The following is a 12,966-nucleotide window of genomic DNA, read 5'->3' as shown; positions in this document are numbered from 1 at the left end:
CCTGATCCCGCTGGACCTCACCCCGTTCTTCCACGACCGGTGGTGGATCGTGGCCATCAAGGCGGTCTTCGCCCTGGTGCTGCTGCTGCTGCTCACCCTGTTCACGATCTGGTACGAGCGCCGGCTCGTCGGGCTGATGCAGCACCGCAAGGGCCCGACGATGAACGGCCCGTTCGGTCTGCTGCAGTCCCTGGCCGACGGCATGAAGCTCATGTTCAAGGAAGACTTCACCCCGACTGCGGCCGACAAGGTCGTGTTCATGATCGCCCCGTTCGTCACCGCGGTACCGGCGATCACGGCGTTCGCGGTGATCCCGATCTCGGGCGTGGTGCGGATCCCGTTCACCGACATCACCACGCCGCTGCAGGTCACCGACCTGCCCGTGTCGGTGCTGTTCATCGTGGCCGTCGCCTCGATCGGGGTGTACGGGATCGTGCTGGCCGGCTGGTCGTCCGGATCGACGTACGCGCTACTGGGCGCGCTCCGCTCCAGCGCCCAGGTGATCAGCTACGAGGTGGCGATGGGCTTGGCCCTGGTCGCGGTCTTCCTCTACGCCGGCACCCTCTCCACCTCCGAGATCGTGGCCAAGCAGGCTGAGCCGAGCGTCACGATCCTCGGCTACGACCTGCCGGTCTGGTTCGCGGTCCAGCTGATCCCGTCGTTCCTGATCTACCTGATCTCGATGGTGGGGGAGACCAACCGGGCGCCGTTCGACCTGCCCGAGGCCGAGGGCGAGCTCGTCGGTGGCTTCCACACCGAGTACTCCTCGATGCGGTTCGCCATGTTCTTCATGGCCGAGTACATGAACATGATCACGGTGTCCGCCCTGGCCACGACGCTGTTCCTCGGCGGCTGGCACGCGCCGCTGCCGTTCAACCTGATCTCCGGTCTGGACAGCGGCTGGTGGGGCGTGCTCTGGTTCCTGCTCAAGGTCGTGCTGATGCTGTCGCTCTTCGTCTGGCTCCGCGGCACCCTGCCCCGGTTGCGCTACGACCAGTTCATGCGCTTCGGCTGGCGCTGGCTGATCCCGATCTCGCTCGGCTGGATCCTCCTGGTGGCCACCTTCCGGGTCGGCCGTCGGGAGGGCTGGTTCGCGACCACGGCCTTCTGGGTCATCGCGGCGGTCGTCTTCGCGGTGCTGATCGGTCTGTCCTTCTTCGGCGGCGGCAAGGAGGAGCAGCCGGCGCCCGTTCCGGAGCAGGGTGACTTCGACGCCTTCGCCGGCGGTTACCCTGTTCCGCCGACCCAGGGCCAGCAGCTGCCCGAGCTGGCGCAGGTGCTGCCGGGTGAACCCCAGGTCCTGGCCAAGGAACGTCGAGACGAAGGAGAGGTCTGATGGGTTTCTTTGACCCCATCGCGGGCTTCGGGGTCACTTTCCGGACGATGTTCCGCAAGACCTTCACCGAGGACTACCCGACCAAGCCCAAGGTCACCGCGCCCCGGTTCCACGGCCGGCACCAGCTCAACCGCTGGCCGGACGGGCTGGAGAAGTGCGTCGGCTGCGAGCTCTGCGCCTGGGCCTGCCCAGCCGACGCCATCTACGTCGAGGGCGCCCAGAACACCGACGAGGAGCGCTACTCCCCGGGGGAGCGCTACGGCCGCGTCTACCAGATCAACTATCTGCGCTGCATCCTCTGCGGACTCTGCATCGAGGCCTGTCCGACCCGGGCGCTGACCATGACGAACGAGTTCGAGCTCGCCGACGACAGCCGGGCGGCGCTGATCTATGAGAAGGCCGACCTGCTGGCGCCGCTGCTGCCCGGCATGGAAGCCGCGCCGCACGAACGTCGACTCGGGGAGGACGAACAGGCATACTTCCTCGGGCTGCCCGGCTCCGGCCGACCAGACGACCGAGCCGGCGACATCTCGGGTGCGGTCCCCGAGCCGATGAACCAGGGGTATGCGAACAAGCACCGGGAGCCCTCCAGGGCCGGTGAGGGGAGGTGAGCGGCGTGGTGCTGTTGCCCATGCTGACCGCGGCCTCGGTCGCGTTCTGGCTGCTCGCCCCGGTGATGATCCTCGGCGCGCTGGGGATGATCCTGTCCCGCAAGCCGGTGCACTCCGCGCTCTGCCTCGCCACGGTGATGATCTCGCTGGCGGTGCAGTACGCCGCCCAGGACGCGCCGTTCCTCTTCGCCGTGCAGATCATCGTCTACACCGGCGCGATCTTGATGCTCTTCCTCTTCGTGCTGATGCTGGTCGGCGTCGACACCGCCGACTCCCTGGTCGAGACGATCAAGGGCCAACGCGCGCTCGCGGTCATCGCCGGTGTCGGGTTCGGCGTGCTGCTCGTCTTCGCCGTCGGGAACGCCGTCGTCGGCAGCCCCATCGGTCTGGTCGGCGCCAACTCCGAGGACGGCGGCAACGTCCAGGGCATCGCGGCGCTGCTCTTCAACCGGTACGTCTTCGTCTTCGAGGCCACCTCGGCGCTGCTGATCACCGCCGCCGTCGGCGCCATGGTCCTCGCTCACCGCGAACGGCTGACGCCCAAGCTCACCCAGGCCGACCTGGCCGCCGAGCGGCTGCGGCGCTACGCCGAGACCGGTCAGCACCCCGGCCCGCTACCGACTCCGGGCGTCTTCGCCCGGCACAACGCCGTGGACACGCCGGCGCTGCTGCCCGACGGCTCGGTCTCGGAGCTGTCGGTCTCGGCCACCCTGCGCGCCCGCGGGGCCATCCTCAACAGCGACGACCTGACCAAGCCGATCCTGGACACCACCCGCTCACTCACCCAAGGTGAGGAGGACAAGTGAATCCTCAGAACTACATCGTGCTCAGCGCGATCCTGTTCACCATCGGGGCGTTCGGGTTCTTGATCCGGCGGAACGCGATCGTGGCGTTCATGTGCGTCGAGCTGATGCTCAACGCGGCGAACCTCGCGCTGGTGACCTTCTCGCAGGTGCACGGACGGCTGGACGGCCAGATCGCGGCGTTCTTCGTGATGGTGGTCGCCGCCGCTGAGGTCGTCGTTGGTCTGGCCATCATCATCACGATCTTCCGGACGCGCCGGTCGGCCTCGGTCGACGACGCGAACCTCCTCAAGTTCTGACAGGACAACGATGTTCACGACCAAGATCGCGATGGACGTGGTGACCCCGGTGGCGGCCACCGGGTTGTTCTCCTACGCCTGGCTGCTGATCGCCATCCCGGCCGCCAGCGCGGCGCTGCTGCTGCTGATCGGTCGGGCCGGCGACGCGTGGGGCCACCTCCTCGCCACCCTGGCGCCGCTGGCCTCCTTCGTGATCGGACTGATGCTGTTCCTGCAGCTGCTGGGTCGCGACGTCGGTCAGCGCTCGGTCTCGCTCCACCTGTACGACTGGATCTCCAGCGGCCGGTGGAACATCGGCGTGGGGCTGCAGGTCGACCAGCTGTCGATCGTCTTCGTGCTGCTGATCACCTTCGTCGGCGGGCTCATCCACGTGTACTCGATCGGCTACATGGCCCACGACGAGCGCCGGCGCCGGTTCTTCGGCTTCCTCAACCTCTTCGTCGCCTCGATGCTGCTGCTGGTGCTTGCCGACAACTACCTCGTGCTCTTCGTCGGCTGGGAGGGCGTCGGCCTGGCGTCGTACCTGCTGATCGGCTTCTGGCAGCACAAGCCGTCTGCGGCCACCGCGGCCAAGAAGGCGTTCGTGGTCAACCGGGTCGGCGACATGGGCATGAGCCTGGCCATCATGTTCATGCTCTACTGCTTCGGCTCGTCGTCCTTCCTCGACGTCGACAACGGCGCCGCCGAGCTGCCGCCGACCGCGGCGCTGGTGATGGGGCTGCTGCTGCTGCTCGGCGCCTGTGGCAAGTCGGCGCAGGTCCCGCTGCAGTCCTGGCTGCTGGACGCGATGGAGGGCCCGACCCCGGTGTCGGCCCTGATCCACGCCGCGACCATGGTCACCGCCGGGGTCTACCTGATCACCCGCAGCCATGCCGTCTTCGCCGAGTCCGAGGCCGCGAGCACCGCCGTCGTCATCGTCGGCACCGTCACCCTGCTCTTCGGTGCCTGGATCGGCTGCGCCAAGGACGACATCAAGAAGGTGCTCGCCGGCTCCACGATGAGCCAGATCGGCTACATGATGCTGGCCGCCGGCATCGGCCCGGCCGGCTACGCGTTCGCGATCTTCCACCTGCTGACCCACGGATTCTTCAAGGCCAACATGTTCCTCGGGGCCGGCTCGGTGATGCACGGGATGGACGACGACGTGAACATGCGCCGCTACGGCGGGCTGGCCCGGCTGATGCCGGTCACCTTCGTGACCTTCGCCGCGGGCTACCTCGCGATCATCGGCTTCCCGGGCTTCGCCGGCTACTTCTCCAAGGACCACATCATCGAGGCCGCCTTCGAGCGCAACCCGGTGATCGGCGTCCTCGCCCTCGTGGGCGCCGGGGTCACGGCCTTCTACATGACCCGGCTGATGCTGATGACCTTTCTCAGCGCCAAGCGCTGGCAGGGCGACGGCGAGAGCGGGGGGAGCGGTGTGCACCGGCACCCGCACGAGTCGCCGCTGGTGATGACGATCCCGCTGGTACTGCTGGCCGCCGCCTCGGTGGTCGGCGGCGCGGTGCTGAACGGCTGGATCGAGGGCTGGCTCGACCCGGCCGTCGGCGGCGAGCGCGCGGCCGGCGAGCAGCCCGGCCTGCTGCACGTGTCGCTGGTCGGCGTCGCGACCCTCGTGGTGGTCGCCGCCGGGATCGCGGTCAGCGTACTGATCTTCGGCCCACGCAGGACCATCCCGGCCGACCAGCCCGCGAGCAGGTCGCCGTTCACCCTCGCCGGCCGCCAAGACCTCTTCGGGGACGTGGTCAACGAGGCGGTCTTCATGCGTCCGGGTCAGCAGATGACCGCCGCCCTGGCCCGTTTCGACTCCGCTGCCGTCGACGGCACAGCTTCGGGTACCGGAGCCACGCTCGCCGACCTGTCGAGTCGGCTGCGCCGCGTGCAGAACGGGTTCGTCCGCTCCTACGCCCTCACCATGGTGGCCGGTGCGGCCGTCGTCGGTGCCGTCCTCGTGCTCGGCCGGCTGGGCTGAAGGAGATGACGGTGACGAGCACCCTGCCCTGGCTGACCATCCTCGCCCTGCTGCCGGCGGTCGGCGCCGTCCTCTGCCTGCTGGCCGGCGCCCACGCCGCCAAGGTCGTCGCCCTCCTCGTCTCGCTGCTGACCCTGGTGCTGGCGCTCGCCGTCGCGGTGGGCTACACCCCGGGCAGCGGCATGCAGTACACCGAGCAGGTCCGCTGGATCTCACCGCTCGGCGCCTACTACGCGCTCGGTGTCGACGGCATCGGGCTCACCCTGGTGCTGCTCGTCGTGCTGGTGACGCCCGTCGTGGTCCTCGCCAGCTGGCGCGACCTGGACCCTGACACCGCAGGGGGGGCGACCCCCCTGACCCCCCGCCAGGTTCCGGCGGGTTCCGCGCTGGCGCCGAAGTACGACTCGAAGGTCTTCTTCGCCCTCGTGCTGGCGGTCGAGACGTGCGCGCTGTTCCTGTTCCTGGCCACTGACGTCTTTCTGTTCTACGTGTTCTTCGAGGTCATCCTGATCCCGATGTACTTCCTGATCGGCGGCTTCGGGCCGACGGCCAAGCGGTCGGCGGCGGCGGCGAAGTTCCTGATCTTCGGCCTGCTCGGCGGCTTCGTGATGCTCGCCTCGGTGATCGGGCTGTACGGCCTCTCCGCGGCCGCCGGTACGCCGAGCTACCTCCTCAGCGACCTCAGCCAGCTGGACATCGGCACCGTCACCGGTCGCTGGCTCTTCGTCGGCTTCATGTTCGCGTTCGCGATCAAGGCCCCGCTGGTGCCGCTGCACTCCTGGCTGCCCGACGCGGCGGAGGAGTCCAGCCCCGGCGGCGCCACGATGATGGTCGGGGTGATGGACAAGATCGGCACCTTCGGGATGATCCGGTTCTGCCTCGGCCTGTTCCCCGAGGCCAGCCAGTGGGCCACCCCCGTCGTGCTGATCCTGGCCACCCTGTCGATCATCTACGGCGCCGTGCTCGCCATCGGCAGCCTCGACCTGATGCGCTTCATCGCCTACACCTCGATCAGCCACTTCGGCTTCATCGTGCTCGGCATCTTCGCCCTGACCACCCAGAGCCTGGCCGGCTCGACGCTCTACATGCTCAACCACGGACTCTCCACCGCCGCCTTGTTCATCGCGGCCGGGTACCTGATCAAGCGCGGCGGGTCGCGCGACATCACCGCGTACGGCGGGGTGCAGAAGGTCGCGCCTGTGCTCGCCGGTCTGCTGCTCTTCGCCGGGCTGTCGACCCTGTCGCTGCCGGGGCTGTCCAGCTTCGTGTCGGAGTTCATGGTGCTGGCGGGCACGTTCAGCCGCTACCCGGCCTACGCGATCGTGTCCACCCTGGCGATCGTGCTGGCGGCGCTGTACATCCTGATCACCTACCAGCGGACGATGACCGGGCCGCTCGCCGCCCGGCTCGACGTGACCGGTGAGGACCGCATCCGGGACCTGAGCGGGCGCGAGCGGCTCGCGATGGCGCCGCTCGTGCTGCTGATCCTGGCCCTCGGGGTCTTCCCGAAGCCGATGCTCGACCTGATCAACCCGGCCGTCCAGGCCACGATGAGCTACGTCGGCGTCACCGATCCCGCACCCCGGGTCACCGCCGAGGGAGGCCGCTGATGTCCCTCACGCCCCCGATGCCGCTGGAGATCCTGCCGTTCGAGATCTCCGCGCCCGACCTCGACTACCAGATCCTGGCGCCGTTCCTGCTGGTCTTCGTCGGTGCCTGCCTCGGCGTGCTGGTCGAGGCGTTGGTCCCGCGGACGATGCGGCGCCTGATCCAGCTCGTGCTCACCGCGGTGACGGTCGTCGGCGCCCTGGGGGCGACCCTGCTCAACTGGAACGCCGGCCGGACCGGGCTGGCGGCGGTCGACTCGCTCGCCATCGACGGCCCGACCTACTTCATGTGGACGATCCTGCTCGTCTTCGGGGCGGTGTCGATCATGACCTTCGGTGAGCAGCGGGTCGGCAGCGCGTTCGCCGCCCAGGCCGCGACCGTGCCGGGCAGCCTCGCCGAGCGGCAGGCCATCGAGAGCCGGGTCGAGCACACCGAGGTCTTTCCGCTGGCCCTGTTCGCCCTGTCCGGGATGATGCTGTTCCCGGCCAGCAACGACCTGTTGACGATGTTCGTCGCGCTCGAGATCTTGTCGCTGCCGCTCTACCTGCTCTGCGGGCTCGCCCGCCGTCGCCGGCTGCTGTCGCAGGAGTCGGCGCTCAAGTACTTCCTGCTCGGCGCGCTCTCCTCGGCCATCTTCTTGTACGGCGTCGCACTGCTCTACGGCTACGCCGGCTCGTTCGAGCTCTCCGCGATCGATGAGACCCTGCGGGCCGGCACCCAGAGCTCCGGTCTGCTGCTGGCCGGGATGGGCTTGCTGGGGATCGGGCTGCTGTTCAAGTTCGGCGCGGTGCCCTTCCACTCCTGGACGCCGGACGTGTACGCCGGCGCGCCGACCCCGGTGACCGGTTTCATGGCCGCCTGCACCAAGATCGCCGCGGCCGGTGCGCTACTGCGGGTCTTCTACGTGGCGCTCGGCGCTGACCGGTGGGACTGGCAGCCGCTGATGTCGATCGTAGCCGTCGCCACGATGGCGCTCGGGTCGGTGCTGGCGATCACCCAGACCGACGTCAAGCGGATGCTCGCCTACTCCTCGATCGCCCACGCCGGCTTCATCATGACCGCCTTCGTCGGGGCCTCCCAGGCCGGGACGGGGGCCCCGGCCGGGTCGCTGACCAGCGTCTCGTCGGTGCTGTTCTACCTGGTCGCGTACGGGGCGGCCACGATCGGCGCGTTCGCCTTGGTCACCACGGTCCGCGACAGCACGGGCGAGGCCACCCTGTTGTCGAGCTGGGTCGGGCTGGGCCAGCGGTCCCCGGGCGCGGCGGTGGTCTTCTCGATCTTCCTGCTGAGCTTCGCCGGCATCCCGCTGACCAGCGGCTTCATCGGTAAGTGGACGGTCTTCGCCGCTGCCTGGAACGGCGGCGCGCACTGGCTCGTCGCCGTCGCCGTGGTGATCAGTGTCGTCGCCGCGTACTTCTACATCCGGGTCATCGTCTTGATGTTCTTCTCCGACCCCGAAGCGGCGGCCGCCGACGACGCGTCGACCAGCGGTGCGGGCACCGGCGGGCTGCTGACCTTGGAGCGGACGGCGCAGGCCGTCCGTCCGCAGATCACCACGTACGTGGCCATCGGGGTTGGGCTGGTCGCTACTGTGGCTCTGGGCGTGTTCCCCGGACCACTCCTCGACCTCGCGCAGCACGCCGGGGAGTTCATCCGCTGACGGCTGCACCGCACCGTGCACCGTCGGCGTCCCTGAGGAGAGAAGTGCTAGCAGAACAGACGCGGGACGAGGTCTTCGAGGCCGAGCTCCGCGCCCAGCTCGAGCTGGTCGAAACGGCGCTGCTGCAGTCTGCCGAGGCGCAGACCCCGATGGTCACCGAGGCCGCGCAGCACATCATCGCCGCCGGCGGGAAGCGGTTCCGGCCGCTGCTGGTGGCCCTGAGCGCGCGCCTCGTCCCCGGAGCGTCCGAGGCGGACGTCATCAAGGCCGCGGTCGTCGTCGAGCTGACCCACGTCGCGAGCCTCTACCACGACGACGTGATGGACGAGGCCCGCATCCGCCGCGGATCGGTCAGCGCCAACAGCCGCTGGGGCAACACGGTCGCGATCCTGGTCGGGGACCTGCTGTTCGCTCGCGCCTCCGACGTCGTCTCCGAGCTCGGCACCGACTTCGTGCGGATCCAGGCCCGGACCTTTTCCCGGCTCGTCCAGGGCCAGATCGCCGAGACCGTCGGGCCGGGTGCCGGTCAGGACCCGCTGGACCACTACCTCCAGGTGGTTGCCGACAAGACCGCGGCGCTGATCGCGACGTCGGCGATCTTCGGGGCCATGATCGCCGACGCCGACCCGGTGCTGCTGCAGCGGATGGCCGACTTCGGTGAGCAGCTCGGGATGGTCTTCCAGCTGAGCGACGACATCATCGACATCACCTCCGACGTGACCGGCAAGACCCCGGGTACAGACCTCCGCGAGGGCATCCCGACCCTGCCGATCCTGCTCGCCCGGCGCTCGACCGACCCCGCCGACGCCCGGCTGCTGCAGCTGCTCGACTCCGACCTGCGCGACGACGACGCCCTGGCCGAAGCCCTCGACTTGCTCCGCCGGCACCCGGCCGTCGACCAGGCCCGCGCCGAGGTCGAACGCCGCGCCACGATCGCCCGCCTGCTGCTCGCCGACCTCCCGCCCGGTCCCGCCCGTCGCGCCCTCGAAGAGCTCTGCGAGTCCGTCGTCACCCGCTCGTCCTGACCCCTGTCCGAGCGGCTCCCCCTCCCCACCAGAGGTGGGTCCCCCTCCCCACCAGAGGTGGGTCCCCCTCCCCACCAGAGGTGGGTCCCCCACTTCACAAGCTCGCGGGCGACCCCACACGGGCGCGCGCAAGGGTGAGGTCGCCCGCCAGCCTGTGAAGTGGGGGTGGGGCTTCGCCCCCATGAGGCCCAAGGGCCACGGGCGCGTGGACTACCAGATCTTGACGCGCTCGTCCTCGGGCAGCCAGAGACCGTCGTCGGGCGTGACGCCGAAGGCGGAGTGGAAGGCGTCGAGATTACGGACGATCTGGTTGCAGCGGAACTCCGGGGGTGAGTGCGGGTCGGTGGCCAGCCGCTGCTTGACCGTCTCGGGCCGGGACTTGCTCTGCCAGATGGCGCCCCAGCTCAGGAACAGCCGCTGCTCGGGGGTGTAGCCGTCGACCGGCTCGGCCGCGTCCGCGCTGGCGATCCGGTGCGCCAGGTGGGCGATGGTCAGCCCGCCCAGGTCGCCGATGTTCTCCCCGATGGTCAGCCGGCCGTTGACGTGCTGGCCGTCGGCAAGCTCGGGGGACAGCGCGTCGTACTGCTCGACCAGTGCCGCGGTCCGGGTCTCGAACGCCGTCCGGTCCGCCGCGGTCCACCAGTCGCGGAGCGCGCCGTCCCCGTCGCAGGTGGAGCCCTGGTCGTCGAAGCCGTGCCCGATCTCGTGGCCGATCACCGCTCCGATGCCGCCGTAGTTGACCGCGTCGTCGGCCTCCTCGTGGAAGAAGGGGGGCTGCAGGATGGCCGCAGGGAAGACGATCTCGTTCTTCAACGGGTGATAGTAGGCGTTCACGGTCTGCGGCGTCATCAGCCACTCCTCGCGGTCGACCGGTGCCCCGATCTTGGCCACCGCGCGGTCGAGCTCGAACGAGGCTGCGGCCATCACGTTGGCGACCACGTCGTCGGCGCTGATCGCCAACGCGGAGTAGTCGCGCCACCGGCTGGGATAGCCGATGTGCGGCCGGAACTTGGCCAGCTTGACCAGCGCTTCGGCCTTGGTCTCCTCGGTCATCCAGTCAAGGTCGCTGATCGAGCGGCGGTACGCCTCGATCAGGTTGGCCACCAGGGCGTCCATCCGCCCCTTGGCGGTGGGGGAGAAGTGCCGCTCGACGTACACCTTGCCGACGGCCTCGCCGAGCGCGCCCTCGACCAGGGCCACGCCGCGCTTCCACCGTTCCTTGAGCTGCGGCGTGCCGGAGAGCACGGTGCCGTAGAAGTGGAACCGCTGGGCCACGAAGGCGCTCGACAGGTAGGGCGAGAGCGAGGAGATGACGTTCCACGTGGCCCAGAGCCGCCAGGCAGGGAGCCGCTCAGCCGTCAACAGCGTCGCGACGTCGGTGAAGAAGGACGGCTGCGCGACGACCAGCTCAGCCATCGCGGTCTCGGGCACCCCGGCCCCGGCCAGGAAGGTCCGCCAGTGCAGGCCGGGAGCCTCGGCGGTGAAGTCGTCGAGCGTCCGCAGGTTGTACATGGCCCGCAGGTCGCGCGACTTCACCTTGTCCCAGTGCCGGGCGGCGATCGCGGTCTCCAGCTCCAGCACGGCCGCCGCGGCTGCGGAGGCGTCCGGCACCCCGGCCAGCGCCAACGAGGAGGCGACGTGCTCGCGGTAGGCGGTCCGGATCGAGGCGTAGGTGTCTTCGCGGTAGTAGGCCTCGTCGGGCAGGCCCAGACCGTCCTGACCGAGGAACATCACGTACCGGCTGGGGTCGCCCGGGTCGGACTCGGCCTCCAGTCCGACCAGGCCGGAGACGCCGCGGCGGGCGAAGCTGCCCAGCAGCCGCACCAGGTCCTCGGGCTGGGCGACGGCGTCGATCTCGGCGAGCAGCGGCGCCAGCGGCGCAGCGCCGGCTCGCTCGATGGCGTCCTCGGCCATGAACGAGGCGTAGAGGGCAGCGATCTTCGCCTCGTCGCTGCCCGCGGACAGGGCCTCCGCCCCGGCTCCGCCGTCGGCCAGACCGGTGATGATGTCGCGGACGGCCGCCTCGGCCCGGTCGCGCAGGTCGATGAACGCGCCGGTCAACGGCTGGTCGGCCGGGATCTTCGTCCGGGCCAGCCACCCCCCGTTCACGTGGCGATACAGGTCGTCCTGCACCCGCACCTCCGGGTCGAAGTCGGACAGGGGCAGGACAGGGGCAGGCTCGGTCACCGGTCGAGCCTACTGATTCGATGATCAGCGGACCGAACGTCTTGAACACGACCGGCACCGGATCGCGCGCCTACGTCGAAAGGAGGAGCTGGTGAACACGCCTTTCGTTCACCGGCGACGACGTCGACGGAGGGCCAGAGCGCGATCCACAGCCGGAGCGAAGCGGAGGCCATCAAACACAGAAACGCGGCCGTTACGTCCGTGACACACCCGTGCCGATCGGCGCTGGCATCCTGAGGCGGGCCTTCCCCCGGGGCAGAGACACCCCGCCCGATCGCCGTCCGCACGCCCGATCCGCAGCACGCCGACCTTGGAGAAACCCATGACCCAGCCCAGCCCCGCCGTCTCCCCGGTGCTCGGGACGCTGTTCCGCAGCACCAGCCGCCGCGGCTTCCTGACCTCCACCGGTATCGGCGCCCTCAGCCTGGCCGCCCTGGCCGCCTGCGGGGGTAACAGCTCGAGCAGCACCCCGTCGACCTCGGCCGCCGCCCCGAGCTCCGGCCCGGCCTCGGTCGCTCCCGGGACCTACAAGACGCTGTCGCTGCAGCTGTCCTGGATCAAGAACATCGAGTTCGCCGGTGAGTACTTCGCCGACTCGAAGGGCTACTACACCGACGCCGGCTTCGAGAAGGTCGACCTCGTCACCGGCCCCGTCGACAGCGCCGACACCCTCGTCGCGACCGGCAAGGTCGACGTCGGCCTCTCCGCGCCCGACGCGACCGCCCGGCTGATCAGCGAGCAGGGCGCCGACCTGGTCATCATCGGGTCGACCTTCCAGAAGAACCCGTTCTGCATCCTGAGCCTGGAGGAGGGCAAGCCGATCCGTACGGTCGCCGACCTCGCGGGCAAGACCATCGGGATCCAGGCCGGGACCAACCAGTCGATCTTCGAGGGCTTCCTCAAGGCCAACAACGTCGACGCCTCGACCTTCAAGACCACCGTCGTGCAGTACGAGCCGACGCCGCTGACCGAGAAGAAGGTCGACGGCTTCATGGCTTACACGACCAACGAGCCGTTCATCGTCAAGGCCGACGGCTTCACCCCGGTCACCCTGCCGTTCGCCGACAACGGGCTGCCGCTGACGGCCGAGACGTTCTGCGTCACCAAGACCGCGCTGGCCGAGAACCGCGACAAGTTCAAAGCGTTCCTGACCGCCGAGATCAAGGGCTGGAACGACGCCGTGGCCGACCCGGAGGCCGGCGCCAAGCTCGCCGTCAACACCTACGGCAAGGACCTGGGCCTCAAGCTCGACGGCCAGGTCGAGCAGCTGAAGGCCCAGAACGAGCTCGTGGTCAGCGCCGACACCAAGGCGAACGGTCTGTTCACCCTGACCGATGACTACATCACCAAGATCATCGCGGCGATCGCGGCCCTGGGCATCGACATCACCGCCGAAGACCTGTTCGACATGAGCCTGCTCAAGGAGATCTACGCCGCCAACCCGGACCTGATCAAGGCGTAACGG

At 69.2% G+C, this 12,966-nt stretch carries 10 protein-coding genes; 9 read left to right on the top strand and 1 reads right to left on the bottom strand.

Translation table 11 applies throughout. The features are described 5' to 3' along the window. Position 1 precedes the first annotated feature (1 nt). From nuoH to ACFE76_RS17705, 8 genes are read left to right on the top strand one after another with little or no spacing between them, the layout of a single operon-like run. Complete coding sequence (nuoH, locus tag ACFE76_RS17740; RefSeq protein WP_375433118.1) at positions 2-1,336, top strand: NADH-quinone oxidoreductase subunit NuoH; 1,335 nt, start codon at positions 2-4, stop codon at positions 1,334-1,336. Beyond that, positions 1,336-1,947 (top strand): NADH-quinone oxidoreductase subunit NuoI, encoded by a 612-nt coding sequence (nuoI, locus tag ACFE76_RS17735; protein WP_375433105.1) that lies wholly within the window; start codon positions 1,336-1,338, stop codon positions 1,945-1,947. Before nuoH ends, nuoI begins: the two co-directional genes overlap by 1 nt. A 20-nt stretch (positions 1,948-1,967) precedes the next feature. Continuing rightward, complete coding sequence (locus ACFE76_RS17730) at positions 1,968-2,753, top strand: NADH-quinone oxidoreductase subunit J (RefSeq protein ID WP_375433117.1); 786 nt, start codon at positions 1,968-1,970, stop codon at positions 2,751-2,753. Next, on the top strand, positions 2,750-3,049 hold the full coding sequence (nuoK, locus tag ACFE76_RS17725) for an NADH-quinone oxidoreductase subunit NuoK (RefSeq protein WP_375433104.1): 300 nt from the start codon (positions 2,750-2,752) through the stop codon (positions 3,047-3,049). Before ACFE76_RS17730 ends, nuoK begins: the two co-directional genes overlap by 4 nt. A 31-nt stretch (positions 3,050-3,080) precedes the next feature. Next, positions 3,081-5,021: an NADH-quinone oxidoreductase subunit L gene (nuoL, locus tag ACFE76_RS17720; protein WP_375433116.1), complete on the top strand. Its 1,941-nt coding sequence runs from the start codon at positions 3,081-3,083 to the stop codon at positions 5,019-5,021. Between the two features lie 11 nt (positions 5,022-5,032). Next, positions 5,033-6,631 carry an NADH-quinone oxidoreductase subunit M gene (locus tag ACFE76_RS17715; protein WP_375433103.1) on the top strand — a complete coding sequence of 533 codons (1,599 nt, stop codon included), beginning with the start codon at positions 5,033-5,035 and terminating at the stop codon, positions 6,629-6,631. After that, a complete protein-coding gene (nuoN, locus tag ACFE76_RS17710) occupies positions 6,631-8,289 on the top strand; it encodes an NADH-quinone oxidoreductase subunit NuoN (RefSeq protein WP_375433102.1) in 1,659 nt (552 codons plus the stop codon). The genes ACFE76_RS17715 and nuoN overlap by 1 nt, the downstream gene beginning before the upstream one ends. Positions 8,290-8,333: 44 nt before the next feature. After that, on the top strand, positions 8,334-9,314 hold the full coding sequence (locus ACFE76_RS17705; RefSeq protein WP_375433101.1) for a polyprenyl synthetase family protein: 981 nt from the start codon (positions 8,334-8,336) through the stop codon (positions 9,312-9,314). A gap of 210 nt (positions 9,315-9,524) precedes the next feature. Here ACFE76_RS17705 and ACFE76_RS17700 read toward each other — a convergent pair whose 3' ends face one another. Next, positions 9,525-11,501, bottom strand: coding sequence for a M13 family metallopeptidase (locus ACFE76_RS17700; protein WP_375433100.1), 1,977 nt, complete (start codon positions 11,499-11,501; stop codon positions 9,525-9,527). A gap of 322 nt (positions 11,502-11,823) precedes the next feature. Between ACFE76_RS17700 and ACFE76_RS17695 the strand changes: the two genes are divergently transcribed. Further along, complete coding sequence (locus ACFE76_RS17695; protein ID WP_375433099.1) at positions 11,824-12,963, top strand: ABC transporter substrate-binding protein; 1,140 nt, start codon at positions 11,824-11,826, stop codon at positions 12,961-12,963. Positions 12,964-12,966: the final 3 nt, after the last annotated feature.

This window comes from uncultured Friedmanniella sp., from assembly GCF_964244005.1.
GTDB lineage: Bacteria > Actinomycetota > Actinomycetes > Propionibacteriales > Propionibacteriaceae > Microlunatus.
This window is presented reverse-complemented; position numbering and strand designations above follow the sequence as displayed.